This window comes from Flavobacterium gyeonganense, assembly GCF_029625295.1.
GTDB classification, from domain to species: domain Bacteria; phylum Bacteroidota; class Bacteroidia; order Flavobacteriales; family Flavobacteriaceae; genus Flavobacterium; species Flavobacterium gyeonganense.
Genome location: NZ_CP121112.1, coordinates 4211269 through 4228745 on the forward strand (window position 1 = coordinate 4211269; position 17477 = coordinate 4228745).

General features: G+C 37.3%; 10 protein-coding genes and 1 pseudogene. 9 read left to right on the plus strand and 2 right to left on the minus strand.

Annotation, left to right across the window (positions count from 1 at the left end):
• Nucleotides 1-5 precede the first annotated feature (5 nt).
• The 8 genes from P5P89_RS18235 (at nt 6) to P5P89_RS18270 (ending at nt 16092) form a co-directional block, all read left to right on the plus strand.
• Complete coding sequence (locus P5P89_RS18235) at nt 6-1607, plus strand: RagB/SusD family nutrient uptake outer membrane protein (protein ID WP_278009591.1); 1602 nt, start codon at nt 6-8, stop codon at nt 1605-1607.
• A gap of 1 nt (nt 1608) precedes the next feature.
• The gene (locus tag P5P89_RS18240) at nt 1609-3246 is read left to right on the plus strand and encodes a glycoside hydrolase (RefSeq protein ID WP_278009592.1); all 1638 of its coding nucleotides are present in this window, start codon (nt 1609-1611) and stop codon (nt 3244-3246) included.
• 207 nt (nt 3247-3453) lie between these two features.
• On the plus strand, nt 3454-5040 hold the full coding sequence (locus P5P89_RS18245; RefSeq protein ID WP_278009593.1) for a glycoside hydrolase: 1587 nt from the start codon (nt 3454-3456) through the stop codon (nt 5038-5040).
• A gap of 79 nt (nt 5041-5119) precedes the next feature.
• Nucleotides 5120-7540: a glycoside hydrolase family 2 TIM barrel-domain containing protein gene (locus P5P89_RS18250; RefSeq protein WP_278009594.1), complete on the plus strand. Its 2421-nt coding sequence runs from the start codon at nt 5120-5122 to the stop codon at nt 7538-7540.
• Between the two features lie 130 nt (nt 7541-7670).
• Nucleotides 7671-9041: a glycoside hydrolase family 27 protein gene (locus P5P89_RS18255; protein WP_278009595.1), complete on the plus strand. Its 1371-nt coding sequence runs from the start codon at nt 7671-7673 to the stop codon at nt 9039-9041.
• Nucleotides 9041-11614 carry an alpha-L-arabinofuranosidase C-terminal domain-containing protein gene (locus tag P5P89_RS18260; RefSeq protein WP_278009596.1) on the plus strand — a complete coding sequence of 858 codons (2574 nt, stop codon included), beginning with the start codon at nt 9041-9043 and terminating at the stop codon, nt 11612-11614. Before P5P89_RS18255 ends, P5P89_RS18260 begins: the two co-directional genes overlap by 1 nt.
• A 48-nt stretch (nt 11615-11662) precedes the next feature.
• The gene (locus tag P5P89_RS18265) at nt 11663-13594 is read left to right on the plus strand and encodes a glycoside hydrolase family 43 protein (RefSeq protein ID WP_278009597.1); all 1932 of its coding nucleotides are present in this window, start codon (nt 11663-11665) and stop codon (nt 13592-13594) included.
• A gap of 374 nt (nt 13595-13968) precedes the next feature.
• Entirely contained in the window at nt 13969-16092 is a 2124-nt protein-coding gene (locus P5P89_RS18270; protein ID WP_278009598.1) for a CHAT domain-containing protein, read from the plus strand.
• 218 nt (nt 16093-16310) lie between these two features.
• Here P5P89_RS18270 and P5P89_RS18275 read toward each other — a convergent pair.
• A pseudogene (locus tag P5P89_RS18275) lies at nt 16311-16514 on the minus strand (IS91 family transposase); the annotation flags it as partial.
• A 312-nt stretch (nt 16515-16826) separates the two neighbouring features.
• Here P5P89_RS18275 and P5P89_RS18280 point away from each other — a divergent pair.
• Nucleotides 16827-17300: a hypothetical protein gene (locus P5P89_RS18280; RefSeq protein WP_278009600.1), complete on the plus strand. Its 474-nt coding sequence runs from the start codon at nt 16827-16829 to the stop codon at nt 17298-17300.
• A 30-nt stretch (nt 17301-17330) separates the two neighbouring features.
• Here the strand turns inward: P5P89_RS18280 and P5P89_RS18285 are convergent, their stop codons facing one another.
• On the minus strand, nt 17331-17468 hold the full coding sequence (locus P5P89_RS18285; protein ID WP_278009601.1) for a hypothetical protein: 138 nt from the start codon (nt 17466-17468) through the stop codon (nt 17331-17333).
• Between the last annotated feature and the right edge of the window lie 9 nt (nt 17469-17477).

Genomic DNA, 17477 nt, shown 5'->3' on the forward strand with positions numbered 1-17477 from the left:
AAAACATGAAAAAAATAATTTTATCAATAATAGCTTTTTCAATGTTTGCAGTTTCCTGTGATGATTTTATTGAAAAAGAAGAAAGAGGAACACAGACACTTGATAACTATTTTCAGACAGCGCAGGAATGCGAAAAATATACCAATGAATTAACGCAAAGGTTATTGCTTTCTAAAGACTGGTTCACATTGCTTGCACCAAGAATTACAAATGAAATGGCAACAGATGATGCCTGGATGGGTAATACAGGTCAGGATAATTCAGCTCACAGGCCTTGTTCGCAATATATCGTTACTCCTGATAATATGGGGGATATGAATAGTATTTATACGGCACATTATTATACAATTCAATCTGCAAATATCGGTTTAGAAAAAATGGCAAACTCACCAATTACTGATGTTCAGAAAAATCAATATATGGGAGAATCCTTATTTGTTCGTGCATATTGCTACTACGAATTGGTTAATCTTTTTGGAGCAGTTCCTTTATATACAAAATCTTTGGGGACATCTGATTTAAAATTAGAGAGAAGCCCTGCTACAGAGGTATATGCTCAAATAGAAGCTGACTTAAAAGAGTCTGCTGCCAAGTTAGAAGGAATTACGGTAAACAGAAACGGAAGAATAAACAAATGGGCTGCTTATGCTTTGTTGGCACGTGTTTCTTTATTTCAGGAAAAGTGGGCTGATGCAAAATTATATTCAAACAAAGTAATTACAGAGGGACCATACTCGTTAGAAGAAAATTTCCTGGATATCTGGAATGTAAACAATCATAACGGTAAAGAATCTATTTTAGAAGCGCAGTCTTCTTCTATTCAAAATGAAGCTTTAGGATCTATGCTCCCAACTTTATCAGGGGCAAGGGGAGAAGATAAGAAAAACTTTCCTAGTAATGATGCCAAAGATGTTATTGACGGATGGGGATGGTGTATGCCAACCAGTGATTTAGAGAATGCTTATCTTTCTGAAAATGATGAAATCCGCCGCAGAAGCACTATTACCAAATGGGGAGAAGCTGCTTACGGAGATGAGGTTTTAAACCCCACTCACAAATTCAGTTTAAATGATAATAAATCAGGACGTATCTGCCGTAAATATTACATTCCAGTCGCTACACGTCGTACTTTGGATAAAAAAGACGGACATTTACCTTTAAATATTCCGTTGATTCGTCTTGCTGAAATGTACCTGACAAGAGCAGAGGCAAACTATCACACAGGCGGAGATGCTTTGGCAGATATTAATATCATCAGGGATCGTGTTGATTTGGAGCCTAAAACAGGAATTTCAGGACCAACGCTTTTAAAACAAATCTACAAAGAGCGTCGTTTGGAATTAGCTTTTGAAGGATTGCGTTTATTCGACATCCGTCGTGAAAAAGATCCAACAACAGGAAAACGTGTTATTGAAACTTTGATGGGTCCAAACGGTACTTTCGTTAAATACAACTTAAGTTCTACAGATCCTTACGAGACTACAAATACAAGAGAAGCACAGGATAAAGGAATCAATTTTGATCCTGCAAAACACTTGCTTTGGCCAATACCACAAATCGAGAGAGATTTAAGTAATGGTGTAATCACTCAAAACCCTAATTATTAAGATGACATTATATAAAAATAATAAAGTAAGTCTGCTGTGTGCAGGCTTGCTTTTCGCCAGCTCTTTTTTAGTAAGCTGTGATTCTGATAAAAATGAAAATGCTGATTCTGATAATGCTGTTTCAGAATTGAAAGTAAATCTGGATGCTAATCTTCAGACCATGGAAAGTTTTGGTGCTTCTGATGCCTGGCAGTGTAATTTTATTGGAAAAAACTGGCCTTCTGATAAAAAAAATCAAATGGCAGATTTGCTTTTCAGCAGAGATGTTGATGCTGAAGGAAATCCAAAAGGTATTGGTTTATCATTATGGCGTTTTAACCTTGGGTCAGGAAGTACTGAACAGGGTGATGCCAGTGATATTGGTGACGAATGGAGACGTACAGAATGTTTTACTAAAGACGGAGTAAACTATGATATGACTAAGCAGGCCGGTCAGGTTTGGTTCATGAAAGCGGCAAGAGAACGTGGAGTAGATAAATTACTGGCATTTTCAAACAGTGCTCCGGTTTATTTGACTCAAAACGGAAAAGCGCATGCGAGTATCAAAGAATTTTACAATCTGAAAGAAGGGAAAATGCCGGAATTGGCTGATTTCTGGGTAACTTCATTAGATAAATTAAAATCAGAGCACGGACTGACAATCGATTATGTAAGTCCTTTCAACGAGCCGCAATACGAATGGGATGGTTCAGGACAGGAAGGTTCTCCGGCCACCAATACGAATATTTACAATTTTGTAAATGTCTTATCGCCAAAATTACAGTCAAAAGGACTGAATTCTCAGATTGTGGTTGGAGAAGGAGGATCGTATGAACCTTTGTATAAAACAATTGTAGGAAAAGAAAACAGATCGAACCAGATTGACTACTTCTTTGCTTCTAATTCATCTAAAAATATTGCAGGTTTAAGCAATGTTAAGAAAACCATTTCTGCACATAGTTACTGGCAGGCATGGCCTTTGAGAGAGCTTGTAAATTCAAGGGAATTGGCTGCTGCAAGAGCGCAGTCTATTGGAGGATTGAGTCTTTGGTCATCAGAGTATTGCGTATTAGAAAGCCCTGGAACAGCTGAACTTCCGGGTGGTGCAGGTCCTGGAAGAGATTTAGGAATTTCTCTGGCACTTTGGACAGCGCGTATTATCAGTACTGATATTGCTGTTGGAGGTGTTACTTCATGGCAATGGTGGACAGCGATTAGCCGCGGAGACTATAAAGACGGATTAATTCATGTTGATAATGGCTCAAGTAATGGTGCCGGAGATGCTAACTATTGTAAAAATGACGGATTTATCAGGGATTCAAAAACACTTTGGGCTTTAGGAAACTTTTCTTTCTTCGTAAAACCGGGAATGGTAAGGGTTCAGGTTCCAAGTGTTGATAGCGCAAAAGCTGTAAACGATGTGATGGTGACGGCCTACAAAGATGTTGCCGCTAAAAAACTGGTAATCGTTGCGGTAAACATCAGCAAAGCCGCAAAAACATACAAATTCAACCTTAGCGGTGGTGCTTTAACAGATAATAAACTGACACCTTATACCACTTCTGAAACATTAAGCCTGAAAAAAGGTGCGTCTGTTGATGCTACGAATTTAGAAATTCCGGCAAGATCAGTTGTAACGTATGTTGGGATATACAAGTAAGGATACAAAGAGATAAAGTTTCAAAGGCTTTACCACAATATTGTCATTTCGACGTAAGGAGAAATCGCACTCGTTAATCGACAAAGATTGGCGAAATACTTTGCGGAATTTCTAGTGAGATTTTGCTTCGTCTGTTCGCTATCGCTTGAGTCTCGTTCCTCGGAATGACAAACTAGACGATAAAGTCAATTAGAAAACAAAAAATAAATGAGAAAGGTATATATCTCGCTTTTATTGGTAATGAGTTCGCTGTCGTATGGACAGCGAACCATCACTATCAGCACAGATAATGTAGTCCAGACCATGGATGGATTTGGAGGTTCGGATGCATGGAGAGCGCAATTCGTGGGTAAAAACTGGCCTGAACAAAAAAAGAATGCGATTGCAGATTTGTTATTCAGCAAAGAAATTGATGCAGAAGGAAACCCAAAAGGAATCGGGCTTTCGATCTGGCGTTTTAATCTAGGGGCAGGAAGTACGGAACAAGGCGAAAACAGTAAAGTTTCTGACGAATGGAGAAGAAGCGAATGTTTTCTGAATGCCGATGGAACCTATGATTTTTCTAAGCAGGAAGGACAGAGATGGTTTCTTCAGGCAGCCAAAAAAAGAGGAGTTGAAAAATTCCTGATTTTCACCAACAGTCCGCCGGTTTATATGACGCATAATGGATTATCTTTTTCTTCCAGAAAGAATAAACTGAATCTAAAAGATGGTGCAATTCCAAAATTTGCCGATTTTTTAGTTCAAAGTATTCAGGGACTGGAGAAAAATGAAGGAATAAAATTCGATTATGTCAGCCCATTAAATGAACCTCAGTGGGAGTGGATGCCCAAAAGCGGTGACACCAATAGTCAGGAAGGTACTCCGGCTACAAATCAGGAGATATACGAGGTAACCAAAGCGCTTTCTGAAAAACTCAAAGCAAAAAAAATGAGTACAGAAATTGTAGTTGCCGAAGCAGCACAAATCGATTATTTGTATGGAAATGTAAATGCAGAAAATCGCGACAATCAGATTGATTATTTCTTTGGAAAAACAAAAACAAATATTTCTAAATTACCGAATGTTAAAAATGTTATTTTAGGCCACAGTTATTTTACAACCTGGCCGGTTGAAAAACAGGTTTTAAGCAGAAAATTGATTGCTGCAGAAATAAAACAGAAACCAGGATTAAAATACTGGCAGTCTGAATACTGCATTTTAGAAAATCCGGGAGAAACTGAAATTCCGGGTGGTTCAGGCGGAGGAAGGGATTTAGGAATGCAGACCGCTTTGTTCGTAGCGAGATTAATTCATAATGATATTGCGGTTGCCAATGCAGCTTCATGGCAATGGTGGACCTCTATTACGCGTGTAGATTACAAAGATGGTTTAATCTATCTTGATGATGGAAAAACTAACGGAGGAACAGCACCTGATTATGTTCGTAATGATGGTGAATTTCACGATTCAAAACTGCTTTGGGCTTTAGGGAATTACTCTTTGTTTGTACGTCCCGGAATGCTAAGGATTGATGTTCCCAATCAAAATGAACAGGATGCCGCAAATGATGTAATGCTAACGGCTTACAAAGATGTTCAGAACAAAAAACTGATTGTAGTAGCAGTAAATTGCGGAAAAGAAGCGCAGCAATACAAATTTGATTTATCAAAAGGAGTTGTAAAAAATAACGAATTTACTCCTTACACCACTTCTGAAACCTCTAATTTAAAAAGAGGAACAGTTCAGAAAACAGATAACCTGGAAATTCCGGCAAGGTCTGTAGTAACGTTTGTGGGAGAATTACAATATTAAACCTGAAACAAAATTAACTATTAATAAACTAAAGAAGCTTAGAAACTTAGAATCTCAGCATCTTAGAACCTTTAGAAACATGTTTACAAAAAAGATCTTATTACCCGTATTACTCTTTTCGTGTCTGTCAGCGAGCAGCCAGATTTCGTTTGGAGATTCTAAAAAAATTAATGACAACTGGAAGTTCAATTTACAGGAAACTCCGGATGCAAAAAACACAGCTTTTGACGACAGTAAATGGCAAAAGATAAATGTGCCGCATGACTGGAGTGTAAAAGGCCAGCTGAGCCCAACATTGGCAAGTTGTACAGGTTTTCTTCCAGGAGGAATTGGCTGGTACAGAAAATCAATTAATATTCCACAGAGTAAAAGCGGCGAAAAAATATATTTATATTTTGAAGGCGTTTACAACCGAAGCGAAGTTTTCATCAACGGACATTCTTTAGGCAAACGACCAAACGGTTATATTTCTTTTGCTTATGATGCGACACCATTTATAAAATATGGAGGAGAAAATACTATTTCAGTTCGTGTGGACCACAGCCAGAGTGCAGATTCAAGATGGTACACCGGTTCAGGAATTTACAGGGATGTATGGGTAGTATATGCAAATCCGGTTCATATTGCACAATGGGGTGTTTACGCTTATCCTGAAGTAAAAAAAGGAGCTGGAACTTTGAATGTTGAGGTTGAGGTTGAAAATGGTTCAGCATCAAAATCAGCTCTTACGGTAATTAATGAATTGATTTCGAAAGATGGAAAAACAGTGGCTAAATCTTCTTCAAAAGTGGATGTGGCAGCCAATCAAAATGGAAAAATTTCGACTAAATTAAACATCAAAAATCCACAATTATGGGATTTGGACAATCCGAATTTGTATCAGTTAAAAACAACGGTTTTAAAAGACGGAAAACAAATCGACGAAACGGTTACCAAAACAGGTTTCAGAAAATTCACTTTCGATCCAAATAATGGTTTTGCATTAAATGACAAATGGATGAAAATGAAAGGTGTTTGTTTACATCACGATGCCGGAGTTTTGGGTTCAGCAGTTCCTCGTGAAGTTTGGAAAACCAGATTACAGACATTAAAGGAAATTGGTGTAAACGCAATTCGTACGAGCCATAATCCGCAGGCTCCTGAATTTTATGAACTTTGCGACGAATTAGGATTATTGGTATTAAATGAAGCATATGACGAGTGGGAATTCCCTAAACGTAAATGGCTGGAAGGCTGGAATTACGGAACACCTGGATTTGAAGGCTCATTTGATATTTTTGCTGACTGGGCAGAAAAAGACTTAGAAGATTTTGTACGCCGTGACAGAAACCATCTTTCTGTTTTTGGATGGAGCATTGGTAACGAAGTAGATTATCCAAACGATCCATATTCGCATCCTGTTTTAGATCAGGGTAAAAATGGATTCGGACAGGCAAATTACGGAGGATATAAAAAAGATGCTCCTGATGCGATGCGCCTTGGTGCAATTGCAAAACGTCTGGTTGCAGCAGTAAAAAAATACGATAAATCGCGTCCTACAACTGCAGGCTTAGCAGGTGTTGCCATGTCTAACGAAACTGAATATCCGGGAGCTTTGGATATTACAGGATACAACTATACAGAAAGCAAATACCAGTCGGATCACGAAAAATATCCAAAAAGAGTCATTTTTGGAAGTGAAAATGTGCACGACATGGAACCATGGCTGGCTGTAAAAAACAACAAGCATATTTTCGGACAGTTTTTATGGACAGGAATTGATTATTTAGGTGAATCAGGAAGATGGCCTTCAAGAGGATTTTATTCTGGACTGGTTGATTTTGCCGGAGTAATCAAGCCAAGGGGGTATTTCCGTCAGTCATTATGGTCAGATAAACCAATGGCTTATTTAGGAACGTATGTTTTGAAAAATGAAAAAGATATTTCTAAAGATGCATGGGCAATCTGGAACTACGAGGCAGGTCAGAAAATCCGTGTGGTTTGTTATACGAATGCTGCAAAAGCACGTTTGGAATTAAACGGAAAAGTAGTTGGCGAAACCAAATTATACGACGAAAAAACCGGAATCATTTACTGGGATATTCCTTTTGCTTCAGGAAAATTAGAAGCGGTTGGATTAGATAAAAACGATAAAGAAGTAAGCCGTTATGCAATCACAACAACCCAACAGCCGGTTGAATTAACGATTGCTGAAAAAGATATCACCATAAGCAAAGACAGAGGCGTTGCTAAAATAATGGTTCAGGTTAAAGATCAAAACGGCCTTCCGGTGATGCTTTCAGATAATGAAGTGACGTGTACGATTACTGGTCCGGGAGTTTTATTAGGACTTGAAGCAGGAAACAACAGCGACATGACAGATTATACAGATAATGTTCAGCGAGTTTACCACGGACATATTGCGGCATACATTGAAGCAACGGGAGAAGCGCAGCCTATCAAAGTCACTTTTACCAGTCAATGGTTAAAACCGGTTGAAATTACTGTGAATGTAAGATAATTTAGTTAGTTTATTTTAATTTGAGTTAAACCTGTCTGCATTTTTGGTATTCGCAGGCAGGTTTTTTGTTATAATGAATAAAAGTTTATTATATTTGAAGTGTACTATTAACACTTATTTTTTTACTGATATGAAAATTAAAAGCATCATTATATTTGGTTTAGGAATTTTTTTAACACCATTTTTTTCAAATGCTCAAAAAGGAGTTTTTAAGAAAGATGAATTTAAGCAATGGGCACAAACTCCTCCCATGGGCTGGAACAGCTGGGATTGCTACGGTCCGACAGTAGAAGAACATGAGGTAAAAGCCAATGCGGATTATATGGCGCAGAACCTGAAGAAATTTGGATGGGAATATGTGGTAGTAGATATCAGATGGTTTGTAGAAAATGATAAAGCCGGAGGCTACAACCAGACTGACCCGCGTCATGTAATAGACCAATACGGACGATATCAGCCTGCTGTAAACCGTTTTCCTTCTGCAAAAGATAATCAGGGATTCAAGCCTTTAGCAGATTATATTCATAAAAAAGGATTGAAATTTGGAATTCATATCATGCGTGGTATTCCTAAAAAAGCAGTTGAAGAAAAAATGCCGATTAAAGGCGCAAACGGAATCACAGCCGATCAGATTTACACAACAGCTTTGCAATGCGAATGGCTGAAAGACAATTATACCATTTTAGCCAATAAACCGGGTGCGCAGGAATATTATGATTCTATTTTTGAACTATATGCACAATGGGGCGTAGATTTCATTAAAATTGATGATTTGTCGAGACCGTATCACGAAAGTGAAATCAACTTGATCCGAAATGCAATAGACAAATGCGGACGTAAAATCGTATTAAGCACATCTCCGGGTGAAACGCCAATTTCAGCTGCTGCGCACGTAAAAGAACATGCCAATATGTGGCGTATGGTAGATGATGTTTGGGATACCTGGCCGCACATTACACATTTGATGGATGTAGCGCAAAAATGGTATCCGTACATTGCTCCGGGAACATGGCCTGATTGTGATATGATTCCGCTTGGACGTATTTCAGTTAGGGGAGAAAGAGGAGAAGACAGAATGACCCGTCTGACAAAGGATGAACAATACACCTTGATTACTTTTTTCAATATCTTTAAATCACCTTTGTTCTTTGGAGGTGATCTGCCTAGCAATGATGCCTTTACTTTAGCATTGCTGACGAATAAAGAAGTAGTAAAAATGCACAATGAAAGTACCGATGTAAAACAGCTTTTTCAGAAAGAAGGAAAAATTGCCGTGACTTCAAGAAATCCAAAAGACGACAGCGTGTATCTGGCATTGTTTAATATTTCAGATACAGAAACACAAAACGTTTCGGTAAGTCTTTCAGATCTTGGTATTGCCAGTTTTGCAGATTGTAAAAACATGTGGACAGCCGAAAAAGTAAATCTTTCTTCAAAAGAAGTTTCCGCAACTTTAAAACCTCACAGTTCTGTTCTTTATAAACTAAAAAGCAAAAAATAATGAACCACTTTTCATCGAAAAAACTGCTGGCTCAGCTATCGCTTTTAATCATTGTTTTGTTTTCTTCTGCTTTTACTTTAAAAATAAAAGATGAAAAACCAGACAAGGTCTATCTTTTTGCGTATTCGACATTAAAAAGCAACGGCAGAAACGGACTTCATTTTGCATGGAGCACAGATCAGAAAAACTGGTTTGCGATAGGACCTGAGCACAGTTTTTTAAAATCAGATTACGGCAGCTGGGGACCAACGGGCAAATGCACGACGGAACCATATTTTATAAAAGATGATAACGGAATTTTTCATTGTTTATGGAGTGTAAATGATGATGTTTTTGCACATGCTTCAAGCAAAAATCTGATTAACTGGAAAAGCCAGAATTACGTTCAGGCGATGAAAAGCTTAGAAACAGAGGTGAAGCCGATCATTAAAGATATAAAAGTAAGCCGTAAAAACGGGCAGTATGTGATTCACTGGACAGTTGATAATAAAAACTATTCGAATACCACGAAAGATTTTAAAAATTATAGTGCAACAACAATTCATACAGAAAGTCTTCCTTCAAGAACAGAGATTATTTTGCAGGGACAAAATGTAAAAGGAACAGTGACCGAAGTAGAGTGGAGCCTTGTTAATTCACTGATCAAAAATATGGAAGCTTCTAAGTTCAGGGACAAACAGAACGATGCTTCTCCAAAAAGTGACAGTATATTATTTACGGGTTTAAAGCCTGTAACGGCTCAAATTAGTATCACTACGAAAGACCCTAAAAAAATAAGCAATATGCTTACAGGCGTATTTTTTGAAGATATTAATTATGCTGCTGATGGCGGTTTATATGGCGAACTGATTCAAAATCGTGGTTTCGAATATACACTGCACGATAAAAAAGGCAGCGATGAAAAATGGAACGCAAAAATGGCATGGAACGGTGATTTTAAAATCGCAAAAGAAAACCCGATTCATGTCAACAATCCAAATTATGCTGTAGTTACAAAAGGAACTATCAGCAACACCGGATTTGGCGGCATTCCGCTTAAAGCCAATGAAAAATATGATTTTAGTGTATTTGCAAAAGGCGCAGGTTTTGTTGTAAAATTAAAGTCGGCTTCGGGAGAAACTTTGGCGGAAGCCTCTTTAAAATCAGGGTCTTCCTGGAAAAAAATAAATGCAGTATTAAAACCATCTAAAACCGTTACAGATGCAAATTTGGAAATCAGTACAACTGGCGAAATCGCTGTTGATATGATTTCGCTTTTTCCGCAAAAGACTTTCAAAAACCGTAAAAATGGTCTTCGGGCAGATTTGGCAGAAACTATTGCAGCAATGCATCCTAAGTTTGTGCGTTTTCCGGGCGGCTGCGTAGCACATGGAGATGGAATTCATAATATTTACAAATGGAAAAATACGATTGGACCTTTAGAAAGCCGTATCCCTTCACGAAATATCTGGAATTACCATCAGTCAATGGGATTAGGATATTTTGAGTACTTTCAGTTTTGTGAGGATCTGGGAGCAGAGCCGGTTCCGGTTTTAGCAGCCGGTGTTCCTTGCCAGAACTCTTCTGACGGAGGTGCCGGACAGCAATTCGGAATCCCGATGAAAGATATGGACGAATACGTTCAGGATGTTTTGGATTTGATTGAATACGCAAACGGAAGCGCAACCAGTGTCTGGGGAAAAAAACGTGCTGAAGCAGGTCATCCAAAGCCCTTCAATTTAAAATATGTCGGAATCGGAAATGAAGACCTGATCAGTGATGTTTTCGAAGAACGCTACCGAATGATTGTAAAAGCCGTACAGCAAAAATATCCTGAAATCATTGTAATTGGTACTGTTGGACCTTTTAATGAAGGATCAGATTATGACGAAGGCTGGGCACTTGCAGACGATATGAAACTGCCAATTGTTGACGAACATTATTACCAGAGCCCGGGCTGGTTCATCAACAATCAAAGTTTTTATGATGGCTATGACCGCTCAAAATCAAAAGTATATCTGGGTGAATATGCGTCTTGGGGCAATAAGTTTTACAATGCTTTAGCCGAAGCCTTATACCTGACCGGAATCGAGCGAAACGGTGATGTGGTTGCAATGGCTTCGTATGCGCCATTACTGGCACGCGAAAAACACACACAATGGAATCCTGATTTGATTTATTTTAATGGGAATGAAGTAAAACCAACGGTAAATTATTTTGTACAGCAATTGTACGGTCAGAATCCGGGCGATATTTACCTGCAAAACACTATAAAACTTTCGGACACCAATAACGATGTCAGCAAGCGTATCGGAATATCAGCTGTTCAGGATAGCGCTACTGGTGATTTGATTGTAAAATTGGTCAATCTCCTTCCGGCTTCGGTAACGCCTTCCATAGATTTGACGAATTTTTCAACCGCTGAAAATACAACTTACACGCTGATGACTGGAAAACCAGATAAAACAGCAGCAAGACCGGTTACACAGAAACTGACTGCCAAAGAAGCATTTTCAAAAGAACTGCCTCCGTATTCTTTCGCAGTAATCCGGGTGAAAATCAGTTCTAAAACACTTTTAAATGAAAGCTTTTAAATTCTGCATGATACCAGAATTTAAAGAGCATAATAAAATTAAATGATAATGAAAAAAACACATTTTTATCTTATAGTACTAGTAGCATTTTTTAATGTACTACAGGCACAGCAGCCTGCAGCAGGAAGTCCTCCAGTTATTCCCGGCAAAGATTTAACCGCGTATTTGTTTGTGTATTTTACAGGAAACAGTGTAGAAGAAGAAGCGGTCCGTTATGCAGTAAGTGCCGATGGTTATCATTATTATACCCTTAACAAAGATAAACCAGTTATAGACAGTAAGGCAATCAGTTCAACAGGAGGCGTGCGCGATCCTCATATTTTGCGCGGTGATGACGGTAAAACATTTTATATGGTATTGACCGATATGACTTCTTCAAAAGGATGGGACAGCAATCGTGCCATGGTGTTGCTAAAAAGCACCGATCTTGTAAACTGGAAAAGCAGTATTGTAAATATCCAGAAAGCATTTCCGGGTAATGAAAACCTGAAACGTGTCTGGGCACCACAGACCATTTACGATGCAAAAGCCGGAAAGTATCTGATTTACTTCAGCATGCAGCATAACAATGATGCGGATAAAATTTATTACGCTTATGCGAATAAAGATTTTACAGCACTGGAAAGCGAGCCAAAATTACTATTTGTTCCAAAATCTGAAAAAGCGTGTATTGACGGCGACATTATCGAAAAGGACGGTGTGTATCATCTTTTTTACAAAACCGAGACCGAAAATCCAGGAATCAAAGTGGCTACTACAACCGATTTGACTTCAGGAAAATGGACAGAAAACGACAATTACCTGCAGCAGACAAAAGAATCTGTAGAAGGTTCGAGTGTTTTCAAATTGAACAATTCGGATGACTATATCCTGATGTATGATGTTTATAAAAAAGGAAGATATCAGTTTACAAAAAGTACCGATTTAGAAAATTTCAAAGCAATTGACGATGAGATTTCAATGGATTTCAAACCCCGTCACGGAACTATTTTGCCAATCACACGTACCGAATTGAAAAGGCTGCTTGCCAAATGGGGAACTCCTGAAAAATTGCCGAAAATCAATAACAATCCCGTTTTAGAAGGCTATTATGCCGATCCTGACATTTTATATTCAAACAAAACCAAAAAATATTACATCTACCCAACCAGCGATGGATTTGATGGCTGGTCCGGAAAGTATTTCAAAACTTTTTCATCTGATAATTTAGTAGACTGGAAAGACGAAGGTGTTATTTTAGATCTTCCAAAAGATGTAAGCTGGGCTAACAGAAATGCCTGGGCGCCTTGTATCGTAGAGAAAAAGGTAAAAGGAAAATACAAATATTTCTATTATTTCACTGCAGCGCAAAAAATTGGTGTTGCCGTTTCAGACAATCCTGCAGGACCTTTCAAAGACAGCGGAAAAGCTTTGGTAGCGACCAGACCGGAAGGAGTAAAAGGCGGTCAGGAAATAGACCCGGATGTTTTTACAGATCCTAAAACAGGAAAAAGCTATTTGTACTGGGGTAACGGATACATGGCTGTAGCTGAACTGAATGATGATATGATTTCATTCAAAGGCGATGTGAAGCTCATTAAAGTTGATAAAACATTCCGTGAAGGAACCTACGTGATTTACAGAAAAGGAACCTATTATTTCATGTGGAGTGAAGACGATACCAGAAGCCCGAATTACAAAGTTCGCTACGGAACTTCAAAATCGCCTCTGGGACCAATTGAAATTCCCGAAAACAACATCGTAATTCAGGGAATCCCGGATCAGGGAATCTATGCAACAGGTCATAATTCGGTTTTACAAATCCCAAACAAAGATGAATGGTATATCACGTACCACCGATTTTCATACCCAACCGGAATAAAAATGGGCGAGGCCGGAGGTTTTCACCGTGAAGTCTGCATTGATAAATTAGAATTCAACCCAGACGGAACCATTAAACAGGCAACCCCAACGCATACAGGAATACAGGCAATTAAGTAATGCAAATTATTTAGTTGTAAAAAGCTGCTCTACCTTGCCCCGGAGCAGCTTTTTTTGTTTTATAGAATTCTGAGTTTTAGATTTAGGAGCTTGTTCCTGCTCTCCGCTGTATTCCCGCCAACAAAAACTACGGCAAAAAGCCTTGTTTTTCTAAAGCGGGAGATGCCGCTTCTGTCAGGGCTAGGGGCTTTTGGGTTTCATAAAAATGGTATTGTAAAAAAAATATTTAGAATTTTATGGGGTGAATTTTCGTTATAAATAAATTATATTTGAAAAAATAATACGAACCCAAACATGCGCATAACATACCAATTTAGGATAAAATTAGTTGAATTTATGCGTATATAAATGAGTTGTATGCCATTTTAAACAAAATGACGATAAAAGAAACTTTTCCACTTTTCAGTTCAAAATTCGAATCTCAAAATCAGTCTTTTTGGGAAGATGAATTAGTTGGAGTAACATTTTACAGTTTTATTAAATTTGTCGAATGCGTATTTTATGAGAAATCCGTTGAGGGAACTGATGAATTTCATTCATGTGCAAAATATTTACTTCAAGACATTCTGTCACCGAAAGCTAATCCAACGAATGAAGAGTTGGAAGTTTTGCAGTTTTTGCAGTTTTACATTTGTGTCAGGTCCGCTTCATTTTTAAGCCAAAATGGAATATTTACACAGGTTCATGATTGGTTAGTTTGGTCCATTTCTGATAAAATAGATTATGGAATAGAAGTAACATTTCTACTTGAAAGAATTAACATTTTTTTCCATTCCAAAATCCCATTTATTACCCATAATGTAACTTCAACTTATATCGAATGGCTAACAACATTATTCTATTATTCTAGGCATCAAGGCGGTTTAAAAGAATTAGCAAATTTAATTCTTAATCAAGAAATACATCGCCTTTCCTATTTACCGAAAAATTACGGGATGGATTATGAGGAAAGTCAGGCTTTGAATTTACTATGTCAAGTTCTTGCGTGGTCAATCAACAACCAAGAAACCAAAGGTTATCAATTAGCTCCTTTAATCAAAGGTTGGATTCCAAAATTAGAACCATTAAATCAAAAACTTGCCAATTTACAATTGGCAACTGGTGGCGCTCAGTTTACAGATAAAAAACCTGAATTTTATGCAAAAGAGGTAATCGATAATTTTTCTCAGTATTGCAAGGGACATGAACTACTTCATGCTCTAGCAATATACTATACGACCAACCTTCACGAATTAGAATCAGACTTTGACCTCATGGACAAAGGCTTTACAGATTATCTTAATTCAATCTCAGATTTAAATGAAGATTCAAAAAAATACGAAAAAGGAAGAATTTTTGGGATTATAAGAGGCATAGTAATGACTTGTCTTAAAGAAGGTAAAGCAAAACTAGCTTTCCATATTCTTTCTAAGTTCTATGAAAAAACGCCCTTTTATAACAAACACCTTTTTTTAGCCTTAAATATTAATAAACAAATCTGCTCGTTTATTTTGGATAATATTGTTGTATTGGGCAATGAATTATCTACAGACGAATATCGCCAGTTGATTTATGTATCAAATAAATTTTTAGGGACAAAAATATCACTTCATGACGATCCAGAATTTGTTCTAGAAGAGCCAAAATACTTAGGCATACCAGACAAGGATTTAGGTATTGATTTTGAAAAAAAGCTTTCTAACTACTATAGCAATCACATCCTCAAAGATTCTCCAATAAAAGATTTTGAAAACCTAGTGATTCTTCCAGGATACCAACACCCTATACAACCTTTAATGATAAAAGAATTGGGACGATCGGCTCCAATAAACTGTTCATTTGAAGAGCCAAAACCTAGTAAGAAAATTGAGAAGGTTTTACTCTGGTGTTATGGCACTCTATCAAGCGATAGAGAATTGGAACTGATTTCGGAAATTCTTCAAAAATCAGGTGTTCTGGTTGATGCGGTAAACATTTTGGAAGAATCAAAAGAGAGTTTTCTAAAAAAATATAATAATCCTGAATATGACATAATTTGGATTGCAACTCATGGTAATTATGATCATATGATTCCTCATAAATCGACGCTAAGTATTTTACCAAATGTGGAAATAACCGTTAAAGAGCTAGCAATTTCACAAACAGAATTCAACAATCAACGATTACTTTTTTTAAATGTGTGTGATGGTGCAACTTCAGCTACACACGATTCTCTCTATGAGCATGGCTTTGGTGCTAGTTTAGCAAGTTCGAGCCAATGTGTTATTTCACATTTATGGCCAGTGGAAACTGAACCTGCTTTATTTTTTGGGGCTCTTTATTCGTTAAATATAAGTGAAAATGACTTTTGGAATTCTTACACTAAAACAATTGGGCAATTATGTTTTAAAGGAAAATCTGCTCTCTCAATTTTGACTGGAGAATTTAAAGAAATAGACTTAAAACAAATGGAAGAAAAACTTGTCGAAGGAATGGAAAAGAATATATATTACTGGGGGTCAAGTGTATTTTATAACTAAAAACGGCATACATCAGCTAGAGTTTCGTTGCGGCTGCAAGCCGAACAATGAAACTCCTGTTGAACGAAACCGCTGAGATTCCGCTACTATGGGTTTTCGATAAAGGAGTCAGAAGAATTTCAAGAGGATTTAGTGTCCTCTTTTTTTTGAAGTGGTTTCAAAGATGGTTTTGTCGTGTTTTCCTTCACCTTAGGACATAAGTTCCCTTACCCGTAAAATTAACTTTCACGGGGAATTGGGTTTTGGCTACCGCCAAGATACCAAGCAGGTGGACCACGCTGGTGAAAAACCGCTATTGGGTGTACGTTTCCTATTTTGCAAAAAGGACATTTAGGTAAAAACGCTTTTTTTTCTACTTTTTTAAGCACTTTAACTTGGAGTTTTTCTTGTACTATTTTCAGCTTCTCTCGCTTCCAAGTACTGCCTCCCTCTGGTGCTCGTTTGCAACGAGTATCTACATAAATTAAAAAGATAAATTGTAGCGTTTGTAACGAGGCTATTAATAACAAAAGTGTATTGTAAATTTTGTAGATGATTCATCTAAACTTGTTATTGAAATCTAAGCATCTTCCAGACTGGAAATACAGATTTGGTAGAAAAGAGATTCCAGTTATGTACTGCATCCTGAAATAAAAAAAATTCTCTTTGAGCATACTTTTTTTCTATATTTGATTTCTTAGGATTTTTTTAACCCACTGACGTTACTGTTATTTAAACAAGCAACACTTTAGAATATGAATAAAATCAAAAACGCATTTACAATTTTATTTTTTAGTCTGACTTTGATTTCTTGTGAACAGACCAAAACAAAGTCTATATCTAATTCAAAAAATAATGTTTATACAAAGAATGAGGCTATTGACGAACCTGATTTAGAATCAGAAGGTAAAATAGAAACATTAACTTTAATCTACAATGCTATTTCCTGCACTTGTGCACAATGGAGCGAAACCCGTTTTAACAATATGCCAGACAAGAAAATATATTATTGGCTGGAACCAGCGGACAAAAAAATAATAAATGCTGATACACTATTTAATGGAGAAAATTTACCTGTAATAATAAAAGTTACAGGACAAATTAGTAATAAAAAAGGATTTCCGAAAAATCGGAATTTAGCAAAGGTTGAAGCAGCAGCAGCAGGCAATGTTTTTAGATATACGAAAATTGAGGTAATTAAAAACGGGCAGAATAAAATCGACAGGTAACAGCCTATATAATGGATTTAGGCATTTAGCTTAATCAAATAAGGTTTTGTATTTTGGATGCTTTGCTTCACGGGTATCTTCGGTGGCAAATCCAAATAAAGAGCTTAAAACACAAAAAGCCATCCACCAACTAAAACTCACTTTTTGCCAAATGACAAATAATTCCATTTTTTATGG